Origin of the sequence: Falsiroseomonas sp. (assembly GCF_041690465.1) — a bacterium.
Taxonomy (GTDB): domain Bacteria; phylum Pseudomonadota; class Alphaproteobacteria; order Acetobacterales; family Acetobacteraceae; genus Falsiroseomonas.
Map to the genome: position 1 here is coordinate 17,726 of NZ_JAWLHG010000008.1, position 15,360 is coordinate 33,085.

Below are 15,360 nucleotides of genomic sequence, written 5' to 3' on the forward strand. Positions count from 1 at the left end.
CCCTCAGCCCGCGCCGTCGCCCTGCGGCGACATGCGTTGCCGCAGGAAGTCCCGCGCGACAAGCAAGTGATAGGCGGCCCAGCCGCCGATGCCGGCAAGCTTGAATCCATCCTCGAACAGGATGCCGAGCCCCTGCTCGTCCTGGGCCGAGCCGCGCACCAGGTCCACCACGATGCCGGAGGCGAACAGCACCAGGCAGACCACGAGGAGGACCGGCGCCACCTGCATATGCAAGGCACGGAAGCGCCAGAGATAGGCCACACCCGACAGGCCGATCGCCGCGAGCACCGGCAACTCCGGAACGCCGAGATAGGCCGGCATCACGTTGTCATGCACCATGAACAGGTCGTCGATCGCCAGCATCGCGGAGACCAGCCCTGCCCAGAGCATCATCCTCCGCTGCTCGGAGGCCTCCTTCAGGGTGAACGCCGCCAGCAGGCCCGCCGCGGCAGCCGTCCACCAGCCGAGCACGCCGAGATGCGAGAACATGCCGACATAGAACGGAAAGTCCACATAGGCTGCAGGATCGCGCAGCGCGCGCGCGGGGTGCAGCCCGAACACCAGCGTCGCCAGCAGCAGCACCGCCACCGGCACCGCCACGCAAGCCACGCCCAGCCACCGCGCTACCGCATCGGCTGCATCGCGCCTGCCGCGTGATGCCGACCTCCCCTTCACGTCAGCGTCACCCGCTCGTCATCGCCATGCAACATGACAGCACCGTGCACGGCGTCGCCCGGCATGCAACGCACGAAGCCTTGCGCCATGCGCAGCGGCGGATCTCGTCAGGGTTGAACGAAGCGCCCCGTGGCCGCGCTCTCGAGCAACGCCGCGATCAGCCGCTGCACTGCCAGCCCCGTCGCACCCGCATTGGAAGGCTGGCGGCCGGCGGCGATGGCGTCGAACATCTCGGCGATCATCGCACGGTGCGGGCCGTGGTCGAAGGCCATCGGATCGGCGCCGCCGCCGCCGGCAAGGCTGCCATCCAGGATCTCCACCGGGCGGTCCTTCACATGCAGTTCCAGCCGCTCCGCCACCAGCGCGGCGCTGCCGCCGGTGCCGGCGATCTCGATGCGTTCCGGGAAACCGGGCTCGGCCACCGTCGTCGCGTCCAGCGCCCCGATCGCGCCGCTGGCGAAGCGCAGCGCGGCCGCGGCGATGTCCTCGGTGTCGATCGCCCGCAGCGCGGAGGTGCGCGCGAAGCCGCCGATCTGCGCCACCGGCCCCGCCAGGTGCAGCAGCAGGTCGAGCGTGTGGATCGCCTGCGTGAGCAGCACGCCGCCGCCATCGCGCGCCCTCATCCCCCGCCCCGGCTGCGCGAAATAGGCCGCATTGCGCCACCACCGGATCGAGGCCGAGCAGGACAGCAGGGTCCCGAGTTCGCCATCCGAGATCGTCTGCTTCAGCCGCAGCGCCGCCGGCCGGAAGCGGTGCTGGAACACCACGCCGAGGGTCACGCCCGCGCGCTCCGCCATCGTGACCAGCGCCTCGGCGCGCTCGAGCGAGATCTCGAGCGGCTTCTCCACCAGGATGTGCTTCCCCACCTTCGCCGCCGCCTCCGCCACCGGCAGGTGCGCGCCAGGCGGCGTCAGCACGATGACGAGGTCGAGGTCGGGCGCTGCGAGCAGCGCATCCAGGCTCAGGAACACCGGCGCCCGCCAGGCCTGCGCGAAGGCGCCGCGCCGCTGCGCGCTCGGCGAGAAGCCGCCGAGCAGCCGCGCGCGTCCCGCCTTCTCCAGGTCGCGGATCGCCAGCATGTGCGGCGCCGCGGCCATGCCGAGCCCGACGATGCCCACGCCGATCATCACGTCCCCTCCCGCAGTGCCGCAAGGCACAGCACGTTCATCTCGTTCTCATAGGCAAGCCCCGCCGCGAGCGGCGCTTCCAGCGACTGCCGCACCGCCGCCTTCACCGCCTGCACCGCAACGGGCGGCAGCGCGGCGAGCCTGCGGCACAGGGCCAGCGCCGTCTCCTCCAGCGCGGCATCCTCCACCACCTGTTCCACCAGGCGCAGCCGCACGGCTTCCTCGGCCTCGACCTGCTCCCCGGTCAGCAGCAGCCGCATCGCCTGGCCAAGGCCGACCACCCGCGGCAGCAGTTGCGACGCACCGCCGCCGCCGACCCAGCCGCGCGTCACCTCCGGGAAGCCGATGCGAGCGCTGCGGCCCGCGACTCGGATATCGCAGGCCAGCGCCAGTTCGAATCCGCCGCCGAGCGCCCAGCCCTTCACCGCGGCGACCACCGGCTTGCGGATCGTCCGCACCGCGCCGGGATAGTCCGGCCGGTGGCGGAATTCCCAGGGCGTCTGGAAGGCCTCGATGGCCTTCAGGTCCATGCCCGCGCAGAAGGCGCGCTCCCCGGCGCCTTTCAGCAGCACGGCACGGATCGCCGCGTCAGCGTTGATCGCACGCGCATGATCGGCAAGCTGCCCGGCCATCGCGTTGGTGATGGCGTTGTGCTTGCCGGGCCGGTCGAGCGTCAGCACGGCGACGCCCTCCGCCTGCTCCAGCGTGACCCGCCCGTCCATCCCGTTCCCTCCCGACCGCGCGCCCGGTAGAGTAGCGCCATCCAGCGAAGGGGAAACGGGCAGGATGCGCAGGGTGACGGCGGCCGAGGCCGCGTCCCTCGTCCGGGACGGCGACACGCTGCTGATCGGCGGCTCGGGTGGCGGGCATGCGGTGCCGGATGCGCTGCTGGCCGCCCTTGGCAACCGCTTCCGCGAGAATGGCGCGCCGCGCGACATCACCGCGCTGCATCCGGTGGGCGTGGGCGACGGCGCGCATCGCGGCCTGGGCCATCTGGCGCAGAAGGGACTGCTGAAGCGCAACGTGGCCGGCAGCTACGTGAACTCGCCCCCGGTCGGCGCGATGGCGCTGCGGGACGAGATCGAGGCCTGGTCCCTGCCGCAGGGCGCGCTTTCCCAGCTGATGCGCGAGATGGCGGCCGGCCGCCCCGGCCTGCTGACGAAGACCGGCCTGCACACTTTCGTGGACCCGCGCCTGCAGGGTGGCCGGCAGTCACCCTCCGCCAGGGAGGAGCTGGTGGAGCTGGTGCAGTTCCGCGGCGAGGAATACCTGTTCTACAAGCCCTACCACATCCACGTCGCCTTCCTGCGCGGCACCACGGCGGACGAGGACGGCAACGTCTCGATGGAGCAGGAGGCCGTCACGCTCGAGATGCTGTCGGAGGCGCAGGCGACGAAGCGCTGCGGCGGCATCGTCGTGGTGCAGGTCAAGCGCATCGCCCGCCGCGGCAGCATCCACCCGAAGATGGTGAAGATCCCCGGCATCCTGGTGGACCTGGTCGTCCTCGCGCCGGACCAGGAGCAGACCTACGAGACGCCCTATTCCCCCGCCTATTCCGGCGAGCTGCGCATCCCGCTGGAGGACATCCCCGTCCTGAAGCAGGATGCGCGCAAGGTGGTGGCGCGGCGCGGCGCCCTGGAACTGTTCCCGCGCGCGGTGTGCAACCTCGGCTCCGGCATCTTCACCGGCATCGCCAATGTCGCCGCCGAGGAAGGCTGCCTCGATGCCGTCTGCCTCACCAACGAGCAGGGCAACATCGGCGGCGCACCGGCCTCGGGCGGCGAGGCGGGCGCGGCGATGAATCCCGACGCGCAGCTGGACCAGCCCTACCAGTTCGATTTCTACGATGGCGGCGGGCTCGACCTCGCCTTCCTCTCCTTCGCCGAGTTCGACGCGGCGGGGAACGTGAACGTCTCCCGCTTCGGTGATCGCCTGATCGGGCCCGGCGGCTTCATCAACATCAGCCAGAACGCGAAGCGGGTGATCTTCGGCGGCACGCTGACCGCCGGCGGCAAGCCGAAAGCGGTGGCACAGGTGGAGCAGATCACCTTCTCCGGCGCTTATGCGCGCGAACGCGGCCAGCCGGTCCTCTACGTCACCGAGGCCGCGGTGTTCCGCCTCGGCCCGGCGGGCCCGGAACTGGTGGAGATCGCGCCCGATCTCACCGTGGAGCAGGTCATTGCCCGCATGGGCTTCCGCCCCGCCGTGGCGCCGGATCTGCGGTCCATGGACCCGCGTCTGTTCCGCAATGCGCGCATGAACCTGGCCGCCGACATCGCCGCGAAGCCGGGCCGTCCCGCCTCGCCACGGCTGGCGGAACTGCCGGCGTGAGGCTCGGCATCGCGCCCGGCGAGTCGGCGACCTTCACCAAGACCGTCGCCGAGCGCGACCTGCTGTTGACCGCCGAGATCACCGGCGATCACGATCCGCTGCATGTGGACGCCGCCTATGCCGCGACCACACCGTATGGCAGGCGCATCGCGCATGGTGCGCTGGTGCTCGGCCTGCTCTCGGCCACCGCCAGCACCATCGCGCATCGCGCCATCGCCAATGGCGCGGAGGGCCTGCCGGTCTCGCTCGGCTACGACCGCGTGCGCTTCCTCCGCCCGGTCTTCGAGGGCGACACGCTGACCGCGCGCTACCTGGTGGAGCGGACCGACGAAGCCGCCGCGCGTGCCGAGAGCGCCTGCGAAGTGGTGAACCAGGCCGGCGAGGTCTGCCTGGTCGCCCGCCATATCATGCGATGGGTCCGGCCCGCCACGTAACCGGGTGGTTCCCAAGCGGCCGCCGCCGGGCTAGCCTGCGCCGCATCAAGCCGGGCGCAATGCCGGCGGATCAAGGGGAGACCTGTCCATGCAACGTCGCGCTTTCCTCGGCACCGTCGGTGCCGCCACGACCCTGCTCGCCGCACCGAATGTGGTGCGCGCGCAGGCCCCCATCACGCTGAACGGCGCCAGCCAGTTCAATCCGGAACACGTCTTCAACCGCACGATGCAGCGGTTCCAGGACCTGGTGAAGCAGTACTACGGCCGCCCGGTGAACTTCGTGATGCACAACAACAGCTCCCTGGGGCTGGAGAAGCAGTATTTCGAGTACATGTCGGCCGGCCGTGCGGTGGACTTCGCGATCGTCAGCCCGGCGCACATGTCCACCTTCAGCCGCGCCGCGCCCTACATCGATGCACCCTTCCTGTTCCGCGACCTTGCCCATTGGAACAAGGTTCTCGACCAGGACCTGCTGAAGCCGGTGGCCGACGAGGTGGAGCGGCGCGCCCGCGTGGCGCTGATCGGCTATGCCGGCGGCGGCGTGCGCAACATCTTCGCGAACAAGGTGGTGCGCAACATGGCGGAGTTGCGCGGCCTGCGCGTGCGCGTGCAGGGCGCCCCGATCTGGAGCCGCACCTTCCAGGCGATCGGGATGGCGCCGCAGGTCATCGCCTACAACGAGGTCTACAACGCCATCCAGAACAACGTCATCGAGGCCGGCGAGAACGAGGCCGCGGGCGTCGAGCAGATGCGCTTCTACGAGGTCGGTCCGAACCTCATCATGACGCAGCACGCCATCACCATCCGCCCGCTCTGCTTCTCGGTGCAGACGCTGAACCGCCTGCCGCGCGAGCTGCAGGAGGCGATCCGCCGCGCCGGCAAGGAAGCGGGCGCCTTCGGCCGCCAGACCGAGAGCACCGAGGATTCGCAGAAGGTCGATGCGCTCGCCGCCGCCGGCCGGCTGCGGAAGATCGAGTTCACCGAACGCGCGCAGATGAACGCCGCCGTGCAGCCGGTGATGGTCGCCTACGCCAAGGAGATCGATGCGGAGGCGATCCACAACCAGATCGCCTCGCTCACCTCCTGAGCCCCTCCGGCGGGCCGGCGCCCGCCGCCCCGCCGGTCAGCATCCCGCCAACCCAGCAAGGACCGACCGCATGCCGCCACCCGGCGCGCGCGGCATCTTCCGCCGCATCACGTTCTACTACAGCCGGGTGCTCGACCTGCTGCTGGTCATTAGCGTCGCCATCATCATCATTCCGGTGACGATGCAGATCTTCGCCCGCTTCGTGGAGTGGATTCCCCGCTACATCTGGACCGAGGAGCTGGCGCGCTTCCTGCTGGTCTGGATGATCATGATCGGCGCCATGATCGGCGTGCGCGAAGGCACGCATTTCACCGTGGACCTGTTCCAGAACCTGCGCGGGCGCACCAAGGCGGCGATGGACATCCTTTCGGGCCTCTTCGTGCTGTTCTTCGCCTATGTCTTCCTGGTCTATGGCTGGGAATTCACCGACACCGCCTGGTATCGCATCAGCGAGCTGGCGGAGCTGCCGCTCTGGACCATCCACATCGCCTGGCCGATCGCCGGCGCCACCTGGATCCTCTTCGCCGGCGAGCGGATGTGGGACGATGTGCAGGTGCTGCTGCACGGCGAGAAGGCGGCGGAGTGATGGGCGGCAACGCACTGGCCACCGGCGACGCCGCCTGGCTGCTGTTCGGCATCTTCTTCACCCTGCTGGCGCTGCGCGTCCCGGTGGCGGTCGCGCTCGGCATCGCCTGCCTGCCCCCGCTGTTCATGGAGGACCGGCTCTGGCCGATGATCCTCGTGCAGGAGACGTTCAACTCCTACAACTCCTTTATCCTCCTCGCCGTGCCCTTCTTCCTGCTGGCCGCCAACCTGATGACGGCCGGCGGCATCACCGACCAGCTGGTACGGCTCTCGCGCTCGCTGGTGGGCCACCTGCCGGGGGGTCTCGCACAGATCAACGTCGTCCTCTCGGTGTTCTTCGCCGGCATCTCCGGCAGTTCCACCGCCGACGCCGCCAGCCAGGGCAAGCTGTTCATCGAGGCGCAGATCAAGGAAGGCTACGCGCCCAGCTTCTCGGTGGCGATCACCGCCGTCTCTTCGGTGCTTGCCGTCGTCATCCCGCCTTCGATCCTTATGATCGTCTGGGGCGGCGTGCTGACCACGTCCATCGGCGCGCTGTTCCTTGCGGGCATCATCCCCGGTCTGATGCTGGCCGGCGTGCAGATGGGCACCGTGCACCTGTACGCGAAATCGCGCCGCTACCCGACCTATCCGAAGGCGACCTGGGGCGAGCTCGGACGCGCGCTGTTCATCTCCGTCCCCGCGCTGATGACGCCCTTCATCATCATCGGCGGCAAGGTCTTCGGTTGGTTCACGCCGACCGAGGCGGCCTGCATCGCCGTGCTCTATGCGCTCGCGCTGTCCTTCCTGGTCTATCGGCAGATGGATGCACGCCGCCTGTTCCGCGCCTTCAGCGACACCGGCCGTTTCGCCGCGATCACCCTGTTCGCCGTCGGTACCGCCAGCGCCTTCGGCTGGCTGCTCGCCTTCTACAAGATCCCCGATGCGCTGCTCTCCGGCGTCGCGGCTTGGGAGATGGGACCCATCGCCGCCGGCTTCTTCGTCGCTGCGGCGTTCCTGGTGGTCGGCTGTTTCCTGGATGCCATCCCGGCCATCATCATCGTCGGCACCATCCTCCAGCCGATCACCGCCGATGCCGGCATCCACCCCGTGCATTTCGCGATGATCGCCATCATGTCGCTGGCCTTCGGCCTGGTGACGCCGCCCTACGGCTTGTGTCTGCTGATCTGCTGCTCGATTGCGAACCTGCGACTGGTGGATGTGCTGAAGGATGTCTGCCTGATGCTCCTGCCGATGCTCGGCGTGCTCTGCCTGCTGATCCTCTGGCCGGACATGGCGCTGCTGATGCCGCGTCTGCTGGAGCCGGAGTTCCTGCAGTAGCCTCAGGCCGCCGCAACTTGCCGGGAAGGGCGCCCGCCGCCACTTTGCGCGGTGTGACCGCCCTCCCCCCCTCCCGCGCGCCGGTGCTGGCGCTGCGGCTCCTGCTACCGCATCTCCGCCCCTACCTGCCCCGGGCGCTCGGCGCCGGGGCAGCGCTGGTGGCGGCGGCGCTGCTGACCCTCGGCCTCGGCCAGGGGCTCAAGCGACTGATCGACACCGGGCTCGGCCCCGGCAGCGAGGCCGGGTTGAACACCGCGGCGGCGCTGATGGCGGCGATCGTCGCCGCGCTCGGCGTGGCGACGGCGCTGCGCTACTATCTGGTCTCCTGGCTCGGCGAGCGCGTCGCCGCGGATATCCGCGGGCGGGTCTATGACCATGTGCTCGGCCTCTCGCCATCCTTCTTCGAGACGGCGCGGACCGGCGACATCCTCTCCCGCATGACCGCCGATGTGGCGCTGCTGCAATCGCTGGTCGGCTCGGCGATTTCGATGGGGCTGCGCAACGCGGTGACGGGTACCGGCGCGCTGGTGATGATGGCGGCCACCTCCCTCAAGCTCGCCGGCATCGTGGCGCTGGTGCTGCCGGTGGTGATCGCACCCCTGGTGCTGTTCGGAAGGCGGGAGCGCCGCCTCTCCCGCATCGCGCAGGAGCGCATCGCCGACCTTGCCGCGCGGGCCGAGGAGACGCTGAACGGCCTGCGCACCGTGCAGGCCTTCGCCCAGGAAGGCGCCGAGCGCGCCCGCTTCGCCGAGGGCACCGAGGCCTCGGTCGCCGCCGCGCTGCGCCGCATCGCCTCACGCGCGGCGCTGATCCTGGCGGTGATCCTGCTTGGCTTCGGCGCCATCACCTTCGCGCTCTGGGTGGGCGGGCAGGATGTGGTGGCCGGCCGGATGAGCGGCGGCGACCTCGCCGCCTTCGTCTTCTATGCCGTGCTGGCGGCCAGCGCCGGCGCGACCGTGAGCGAGCTCTGGGGTGAGATCCAGCGCGCCGGCGCCGCGGCGGACCGGCTGCTGGAACTGCTCTCGGTACAACCCGACATCGCCGCGCCGGCGCGTCCGGCGCTGCTGCCCGAACCGGCGCAGGGTCGCGTGGCGCTGGAGCATGTGCGCTTCGCCTATCCTTCGCGACCCGACCAGCCGGCGCTGGAGGATATCAGCCTCGCGGTCGAGCCGGGCGAGACGGTGGCCCTCGTCGGCCCTTCCGGCGCCGGCAAGACCTCGCTGTTCCAGCTGCTCCTGCGCTTCTACGACCCGCAATCCGGCCGCGTGACGTTGGACGGCGTGGATGTCGCCACCCTCGATCCTCGCGCGCTGCGCCGCCGCATCGGCCTGGTCCCGCAGGAACCGCTGATCTTCGGTGCCACCGCCGCCGAGAACATCCGCTATGGCCGCCCCGACGCCACCGACGCCGAAGTGCGCCGCGCCGCCGAGGCCGCCGCCGCGGCGGACTTCATCGCCGCGCTGCCGCAGGGCTTCGCCACGCATCTAGGCGCCCGCGGCGTCACGCTTTCCGGCGGGCAGCGCCAGCGCATCGCCATCGCGCGCGCGATCCTGAAGGACGCGCCGGTCCTACTGCTGGACGAGGCGACCAGCGCACTCGACGCGGAATCGGAGCAGGCGGTGCAGCAGGCCCTCGAACGCCTCTCGCGCGGCCGCACCACGCTGGTGGTGGCGCACCGCCTGGCCACGGTGCGCCGGGCCGACCGCATCGTGGTGCTGGAGGCGGGGCGCATCGTCGCCACGGGCGCGCATGAGGCGCTGGTACGCGCGGGCGGCCTCTACGCCCGCCTCGCTGCGTTGCAGTTCGCCGAACACGCCTGAGCACGAAGCCGGCACCGCCCCCGCAGGGCCGAAGGCCCGGCCCGGCCTCTGCTCGGCTGGTTCACGGACACGGCCCGCTGATCAATCTGCGGGTGCCGGCCTGGAAATCCGGGCAGCCGGAGATGGGCAGGACGTAACGCGAATTGTAATACACCTCACCCTATATGGTGCGTTGCAGCATACCATGAGCTCCAGGACCTCCGCCCCGTGAACGCCCTGCCACCCAATCCCAGCCGCGAACTCCTCGCCAAGAGCGCCGAGACCGTGAGCCGCGCGCTGGACCAGGCCCGCAGTCTCACCGAACTCGCCGCCCGCCAGGCCGAGACACTGGCGCCGAAGCCGCCCGCCGCGCCCGCGCTGATGCCGTTCTTCGGCCGCAACCCATTCACCCTGATGCAGGAAGCGATGGAATACGCGGTGGACGCCACCCAGCGCGCCACCCTGTTCTGGGACACCATGCGCCGCGCCGGCAACGATTTCGTCGAACATGAGAAGCAGGGCTGCCCGCCGGTGCTGGTGTTCGACTGGGAGATGGTGGTGGACGGCCGCACCCTGCCGCGGCGCTGCAACTACGCCCTCGTCCGCATCAAGCCGCCCGCCGGCATGCGCGCCCCCGACCCGGCGATGCGCCCCTTCGTGATCATCGACCCGCGCGCCGGCCACGGCGCCGGCATCGGCGGCTTCAAGTCGGACAGCCAGGTGGGCGTCGCGCTGCGCCGCGGCCATCCGGTGTATTTCGTGATCTTCTTCAAGGACCCGGAACCCGGCCAGACCATCCTGGACATCACCGCCGCCGAGCGCACCTTCCTCAAGCGCGTCCATGAACTCCACCCGGACGCACCGAAGCCGGTTGTTATCGGCAACTGCCAGGGCGGCTGGGCGGTGATGATGCTTGGCGCCTCCGACCCCGAGCTGATGGGGCCACTGGTCCTCAACGGCGCCCCGCTCTCCTACTGGGCCGGCGAGCGCGGGCGGAACCCGATGCGCTACACCGGCGGGCTGGCCGGCGGCTCCTGGCCGGCGGCGCTGATGGCCGACCTCGGAAATGGCAGGTTCGACGGCGCCAACCTCGTGCTGAACTTCGAGGCGCTCTCGCCCGGCAACACCTGGTTCCGCAAATACTGGAGCCTCTACGAGAAGGCCGACAGCGAGCCAGACCGCTTCCTGGAGTTCGAGCGCTGGTGGGGCGGCTACTACCTGATGAACCGCGACGAGATCCGCTGGATCGTCGAGAACCTGTTCATCGGCGACCGCTTCGCGCGCGGCGAGATCAGCGCGGGGCCGGGCCGCAACGGCGCGACCTTCAACATGCGGTCCATCAAGTCGCCGATCATCGTCTTCGCCTCCGTCGGCGACAACATCACGCCGCCCGGCCAGGCGCTGCGCTGGATCGCCGACGTCTATCGCGACGAGAAGGAGATCCGCGCGCTCGGCCAGACCATCGTCTATCTCGTGCATGACGACATCGGCCATCTCGGCATCTTCGTTAGCGGTAAGGTGGCGAACAAGGAGCACACCGAGATCGCCAACACCCTCGACATGATCGAGGCGGTCGCGCCCGGCCTCTACGAGATGCGCATCACCGCGGCCGAGGGCAGCGGCGTGAATGCCGGCTACCAGGTGGAGCTGGTCGGCCGCACCATCGCCGATATCCGCGCCGTCTCCGGCGAGGCGGAGAACGAGGCCTTCCCGGCGGTGGCGAAGATCGCCGCGGTGAACCAGACGCTCTACGACCTGATGATCGGCCCCGCGGTGCGGCAGATGACCACCGAGAGGACCGCCGAGCTGCGCCGGCAGATGCATCCGATGCGTGCACGGCGCTACATGGTCAGTGACCTGAACCCCTTCATGCTGCCCTTCGCCGCGGCGGCGGAGCGGGTGAAGGCACAGCGCGCGCCGGCCGCCGCCGACAATCCCTTCGTCGCCGCCGAGCGTGCCATGGCCGAGCGCGTGGGCGATGCGATGGACACCTGGCGGGACTGGCGCGATGCCTGGACCGAGACCGCCTTCCACACCGTCTATGGCACGCTCGCGGCCTTCGGCGTGGCCGAGGCGACGGCCGAGGAGGAGGTGGCGGAGACCGCCGACGCGCTGGCCGATGCGCCGGCGGTGCGTGCCGCACTCGCGCGCATCGCCGAGGGCAGCTACGCCGAGGCGGTGGTGCGCATGATGATCCTGCTGGCGCGCGCGCGCGGCGGCGTCCGCCGCTCCCGCCTCGCGCGCAGCCAGGCGCTGCTGACCGGCGAGGCGCCCTTCGCCGAGATGACCTCCGCCGCACGCCAGGCACTGATCCGCGAGCAGACGCTGGTGGTGGAGATGGCGCCGGAGGAGGCGCTGGCCACGCTGCCCGGCCTGCTCGCCGACAAGGCCGAGCGGCGCCGCGCCCTCGCCGCGGTGGAGGATGTGGCCGGCCCGGAGGAGGAACTCGGCGCCCCGGCGCAGGCGATGCTGGCGCGGCTGCGCGAGGTGCTCGGGCTCGCTCGGCGCTGAGCCGCCACGGCGCGCGCGCACAGCGCGCGTCGAGGATACGAGCGGCATCGGTCTTTGACGGATGGCGAGGCCGCGAATGCGGCCCGCCGCCGAGGGCAGAACAAGACTCATGCCATCGGCGGACGAAGTCGGCCGCTGGTATGACGCGCGGCGTTCATCTTCGCGCAACACCAGCCCGGCATTGTGCCCCCGCGCGCAAGCATCGCGCGCATCAGGCACAAGAGGACACCTGACGATGACGCCGACGACGCTCGGCCCGGCCGCGCCGCCGGAGCTTGTCGCCGCTTCCCTGCTGACCTCCAGCACCGGCGCCGAGGTTCATCTCGTCGCGCGCGATGGGCAACGGCTGCGGCTTGCCGCGGACGAGGCCACCGCGCGCGCCCTGGCCGAAGCGCTGTGGCGGGCGCTTGACCGAACGGGCTGATCGCCCACCTCCCGGCATCGTGAGCTTGGCAATCCACCCGCGAGGGGGGATAGGCTGGTCGCGACCGCACGGAGGACAACAGATGTCGGAAGCGAAGACGCCCCGCGCCACGCGGCGCACGATGCTCGCGCTGGGCGCCACCGCGATGCTGGCACGCAGCGCCGCCGCACAGCGTTCGGGCGGGCCGGTGGTGGTTTCGTCGAAGATCGACACCGAAGGCGCGTTGCTCGGCAACATGATCCTGCTCGCGCTGCAGAATGCCGGCGTGCCCACCGAAGCAAGGCTGGCGCTCGGCCCGACGCGCATCGTGCGCCAGGCGCTGCTTGCCGGCGAGATCGACATCTATCCGGAATACACCGGCAATGCCGCGTTCTTCTTCCGCCGCCCGGAGGACCCCGCCTGGCGCGACAGCGAGCGCGCCGCCGCACTGGCCGCGGAGCTCGACAAGGCGGAGAACAACCTGGTGTGGCTGGATCGCGCCAAGGCGAACAACACCTGGGCGATCGCAGTGCGGCGCGACGTGGCGCAGCGGCTGAACCTGCGCACGATGAGCGATCTCTTCGCCGCCGCGCAGCGCGGCGAGGTGAAGCTCGCCGCCTCGGCCGAGTTCGTGGAGAGCGCGGCCGCCCTGCCCGCCTTCGAGAAGGCCTATGGCGGCACCTTCCCCCGCGACAACATCGTCGTGCTGCCCGGCGGCGACACCGCGGTGACGATGCGCGCCGCCGCGCAGGGCATCTCCGGCGTGAATGCGGCGATGGTCTATGGCACCGATGGCGCCATCGCCGCGCTCGACCTCGTGGTGATGCGCGACGACAAGGCCGCGCAGCCGGTCTACGAGCCCGCGCCGGTGGTGCGTGCCGAGGTGCTGGAACGCCACCCCGCGATCCGCACCGCGCTCGCGCCCGTCTTCTCCTCGCTCGACCTCGAGACGTTGCAGAAGCTGAACGCGCGCATCGCGGTCGAGGGGCAGCCCGCGGCGGCGGTGGCGCGCGCGCATCTGGTGGCCATCGGCGCACTGCGGTGAACCCCACGCTGGCGGTGCCAGCGCTGGTGGCGCTCGCTGCGCTGCTCCTGCCGCTGCCCTGGCTGGCCGTCGCGCCCAACCGCCTGCTGCCGGGCCAACCCCTCGCCGCGCTGGCCGCGCTCGGCTGGCCGGTGGTTGTGGCGGCGCTGCTCGTCCTTGCCGCACTGCCCCGGCGCGCGCCACCGGCGGCGGCCGCCTTCTCGGCGCTGGCCGCCGCGCTGCTGCTGGTCGGTGCGACGGGCCTCGGTGCCGGGCGGGCGCTGGAAGGCATGTCGCCCGCCGCGCGGGCCGGCCTCGGCGGCGGCTTCTGGCTCGCGCTGGTGGCGACGGTGGTGCTCTGCGTCGCTTGCGCCGCGGCTCTGGCGCCCACCGGGCGCGCCCTGCTCGGGCTCGGCGGTGCCGCGGCGCTGGTGCTGCTGCTCGCCAGCGGCCTGATCGAGCCGCTTTCGCTGATGGTGGAGTACCGCGCCCGTGCGGACGCCGTGCAGGCCGCGCTGCTGCGCCACCTCGCGCTCGCCGGCGGCGCGCTGGTGCTGGCGCTGCTCGTTGCGGCGCCACTCGCCTGGGCGGCGTTCCGCAGTCCGCGCTTGGCTGGCCCGCTCGGTGCCGCCTTCGCGGGCGTGCAGGTGGTGCCGGGGCTCGCGCTGTTCGCGTTGCTGATCCCGATCCTCGCCGCGCTGCTCGCCGCGCTGCCGGCGCTGCGCGGGCTCGGGCTCGCCGCCATCGGGCCGGCGCCCGCGGTGCTGGCGACCGCGGCCTATCTCACCCTGCCGCTCTGGCGCAGCATCTCCGGCGGGCTCGCCGCCGCCGACCCGACAGCCGTTGCCGCCGCGCACGCCATGGGCATGACCGAGGCGCGCATCACGCGGGAGGTCCGCCTGCCCCTCGCCCTGCCGGTCTTCGCCGGCGGGCTGCGGGTGGCGGTGGTGCAGGCGATCGGGTTGGTCACGCTCGGCGGGTTGGTCGGCGCCGGCGGCCTCGGCGCGCTGGTCTTCGAGGGGTTGGCGCAATTCGCCACCGATCTGATGCTGCTCGGCGCACTGCCGATCGTCGGACTTGCGCTGCTCGCCGATGCACTGGCCCGCGCGGCGGAACGCCGGCTTGCGCTGCCCGCATGATCGCCTTCGACAACGTCACCGTGCAGTTCGGCGGAACCCAGGCGCTTTCCGGCGTCAGCCTGGAGGTGCGCGAAGGCGAGCTCTGCGCACTGGTCGGCCCCTCCGGCTCTGGCAAGACCACGCTGCTGCGCCTGGTCAACCGGTTGGTGGCGCCGGCCTCCGGCACCGTGCGCGTGCGCGGCGAGGACGTGATGCGCCAGGACGCGCCGGCGCTGCGCCGCTCGATCGGCTATGCGATGCAGTCGGTCGGCCTGTTCCCGCACCGGACCGTCGCCGAGAACATCGCCACCGTGCCGCGCCTGCTCGGCTGGGATCGCGCGCGCATAGCCGAGCGCGTGCACGATCTGCTGCGCATGCTGCGGCTCGACGCCGCGATGGCGGATCGGCTGCCGCGCGCGCTGTCCGGCGGGCAGGCGCAGCGCGTCGGCCTCGCGCGCGCCCTTGCCGCCGATCCCGACATCCTGCTGATGGACGAACCCTTCGGCGCGGTGGATCCCATCACCCGCCGCGAGCTGCGCGCCGAGCTGCGGCGGATCCACGCCGAGACCGGCAAGACCATCGTGCTCGTCACCCACGATCCGGAGGAAGCTCTGGAGCTCGGCACCCACATCGTCGTGCTGCGCGGCGGGCGCATCGTCGCCGACGGGCCGCCGGCCGCCGTCGTTGCGCCCGGCGCCGATGCCTTCACGCGCGAGCTCCTCGGCGGTGCGCAGCCGGGGCTGCGACGCCTGGCGCTGCTGCCGGCGGCGGATGCGCTCGATCCCGCGCCGGCGCCGGACGACGCGCCGGTACTGCCGCGCGATGCGAGCCTGGCCGACGCGCTCTCGCTGATGGCCGAGCGCGGCTGCGACAGCCTGGCGCTGGAAGGCGCGTCGGGCTCGCTGCGCGCCGGCACGCTGCTGCGGCAGGCGCGATGAGGGGGGCG

14 protein-coding genes are annotated in these 15,360 nt (G+C 71.3%); 11 read left to right on the top strand and 3 right to left on the bottom strand.

Going from position 1 to position 15,360, the window contains the following annotated elements; translation table 11 throughout:
• Positions 1-3 precede the first annotated feature (3 nt).
• The 3 genes from ACESM1_RS10485 to ACESM1_RS10495 form a co-directional block, all read right to left on the bottom strand.
• A complete protein-coding gene (locus ACESM1_RS10485) occupies positions 4-600 on the bottom strand; it encodes a hypothetical protein (RefSeq protein ID WP_372619847.1) in 597 nt (198 codons plus the stop codon).
• A gap of 182 nt (positions 601-782) precedes the next feature.
• Positions 783-1,802, bottom strand: a complete 1,020-nt coding sequence (locus ACESM1_RS10490) for a Gfo/Idh/MocA family protein (protein WP_372619848.1) — start codon at positions 1,800-1,802, stop codon at positions 783-785.
• On the bottom strand, positions 1,802-2,524 hold the full coding sequence (locus tag ACESM1_RS10495) for an enoyl-CoA hydratase/isomerase family protein (protein WP_372619849.1): 723 nt from the start codon (positions 2,522-2,524) through the stop codon (positions 1,802-1,804). The genes ACESM1_RS10490 and ACESM1_RS10495 overlap by 1 nt, the downstream gene beginning before the upstream one ends.
• Before the next feature lie 64 nt (positions 2,525-2,588).
• Here ACESM1_RS10495 and ACESM1_RS10500 point away from each other — a divergent pair, with 64 nt between their 5' ends.
• From ACESM1_RS10500 to ACESM1_RS10550, 11 genes are all read left to right on the top strand, one after another.
• On the top strand, positions 2,589-4,133 hold the full coding sequence (locus ACESM1_RS10500; protein ID WP_372619851.1) for an acyl CoA:acetate/3-ketoacid CoA transferase: 1,545 nt from the start codon (positions 2,589-2,591) through the stop codon (positions 4,131-4,133).
• Complete coding sequence (locus ACESM1_RS10505; protein WP_372619853.1) at positions 4,130-4,567, top strand: MaoC family dehydratase; 438 nt, start codon at positions 4,130-4,132, stop codon at positions 4,565-4,567. Before ACESM1_RS10500 ends, ACESM1_RS10505 begins: the two co-directional genes overlap by 4 nt.
• 88 nt (positions 4,568-4,655) lie before the next feature.
• Complete coding sequence (locus tag ACESM1_RS10510; RefSeq protein WP_372619855.1) at positions 4,656-5,654, top strand: TRAP transporter substrate-binding protein; 999 nt, start codon at positions 4,656-4,658, stop codon at positions 5,652-5,654.
• 70 nt (positions 5,655-5,724) lie between these two features.
• On the top strand, positions 5,725-6,240 hold the full coding sequence (locus ACESM1_RS10515) for a TRAP transporter small permease (protein WP_372619857.1): 516 nt from the start codon (positions 5,725-5,727) through the stop codon (positions 6,238-6,240).
• The gene (locus ACESM1_RS10520) at positions 6,240-7,559 is read left to right on the top strand and encodes a TRAP transporter large permease (protein ID WP_372619859.1); all 1,320 of its coding nucleotides are present in this window, start codon (positions 6,240-6,242) and stop codon (positions 7,557-7,559) included. Before ACESM1_RS10515 ends, ACESM1_RS10520 begins: the two co-directional genes overlap by 1 nt.
• Positions 7,560-7,612: 53 nt before the next feature.
• A complete protein-coding gene (locus ACESM1_RS10525) occupies positions 7,613-9,379 on the top strand; it encodes an ABC transporter transmembrane domain-containing protein (protein ID WP_372619861.1) in 1,767 nt (588 codons plus the stop codon).
• A 207-nt stretch (positions 9,380-9,586) separates the two neighbouring features.
• Positions 9,587-11,869, top strand: coding sequence for a DUF3141 domain-containing protein (locus tag ACESM1_RS10530; protein ID WP_372619863.1), 2,283 nt, complete (start codon positions 9,587-9,589; stop codon positions 11,867-11,869).
• Between the two features lie 235 nt (positions 11,870-12,104).
• Positions 12,105-12,293: a hypothetical protein gene (locus tag ACESM1_RS10535; RefSeq protein ID WP_372619864.1), complete on the top strand. Its 189-nt coding sequence runs from the start codon at positions 12,105-12,107 to the stop codon at positions 12,291-12,293.
• Positions 12,294-12,375: 82 nt separating this feature from the next.
• Positions 12,376-13,317 carry an ABC transporter substrate-binding protein gene (locus tag ACESM1_RS10540; protein WP_372619866.1) on the top strand — a complete coding sequence of 314 codons (942 nt, stop codon included), beginning with the start codon at positions 12,376-12,378 and terminating at the stop codon, positions 13,315-13,317.
• Positions 13,314-14,435 carry an ABC transporter permease subunit gene (locus ACESM1_RS10545; protein WP_372619868.1) on the top strand — a complete coding sequence of 374 codons (1,122 nt, stop codon included), beginning with the start codon at positions 13,314-13,316 and terminating at the stop codon, positions 14,433-14,435. Before ACESM1_RS10540 ends, ACESM1_RS10545 begins: the two co-directional genes overlap by 4 nt.
• Positions 14,432-15,352, top strand: a complete 921-nt coding sequence (locus ACESM1_RS10550) for an ATP-binding cassette domain-containing protein (RefSeq protein ID WP_372619870.1) — start codon at positions 14,432-14,434, stop codon at positions 15,350-15,352. The genes ACESM1_RS10545 and ACESM1_RS10550 overlap by 4 nt, the downstream gene beginning before the upstream one ends.
• Positions 15,353-15,360: the final 8 nt, after the last annotated feature.

What these genes read in the sequence shown, in the direction of transcription:
- ACESM1_RS10490 (WP_372619848.1), bottom strand. Translation starts at nt 1,802, where the DNA reads ATGATCGGCGTGGGCATCGTCGGGCTCGGCATGGCCGCGGCGCCGCAC.
- ACESM1_RS10495 (WP_372619849.1), bottom strand. Translation starts at nt 2,524, where the DNA reads ATGGACGGGCGGGTCACGCTGGAGCAGGCGGAGGGCGTCGCCGTGCTG.
- ACESM1_RS10500 (WP_372619851.1), top strand. Translation starts at nt 2,589, where the DNA reads ATGCGCAGGGTGACGGCGGCCGAGGCCGCGTCCCTCGTCCGGGACGGC.
- ACESM1_RS10510 (WP_372619855.1), top strand. Translation starts at nt 4,656, where the DNA reads ATGCAACGTCGCGCTTTCCTCGGCACCGTCGGTGCCGCCACGACCCTG.
- ACESM1_RS10515 (WP_372619857.1), top strand. Translation starts at nt 5,725, where the DNA reads ATGCCGCCACCCGGCGCGCGCGGCATCTTCCGCCGCATCACGTTCTAC.
- ACESM1_RS10520 (WP_372619859.1), top strand. Translation starts at nt 6,240, where the DNA reads ATGGGCGGCAACGCACTGGCCACCGGCGACGCCGCCTGGCTGCTGTTC.
- ACESM1_RS10535 (WP_372619864.1), top strand. Translation starts at nt 12,105, where the DNA reads ATGACGCCGACGACGCTCGGCCCGGCCGCGCCGCCGGAGCTTGTCGCC.
- ACESM1_RS10540 (WP_372619866.1), top strand. Translation starts at nt 12,376, where the DNA reads ATGTCGGAAGCGAAGACGCCCCGCGCCACGCGGCGCACGATGCTCGCG.
- ACESM1_RS10550 (WP_372619870.1), top strand. Translation starts at nt 14,432, where the DNA reads ATGATCGCCTTCGACAACGTCACCGTGCAGTTCGGCGGAACCCAGGCG.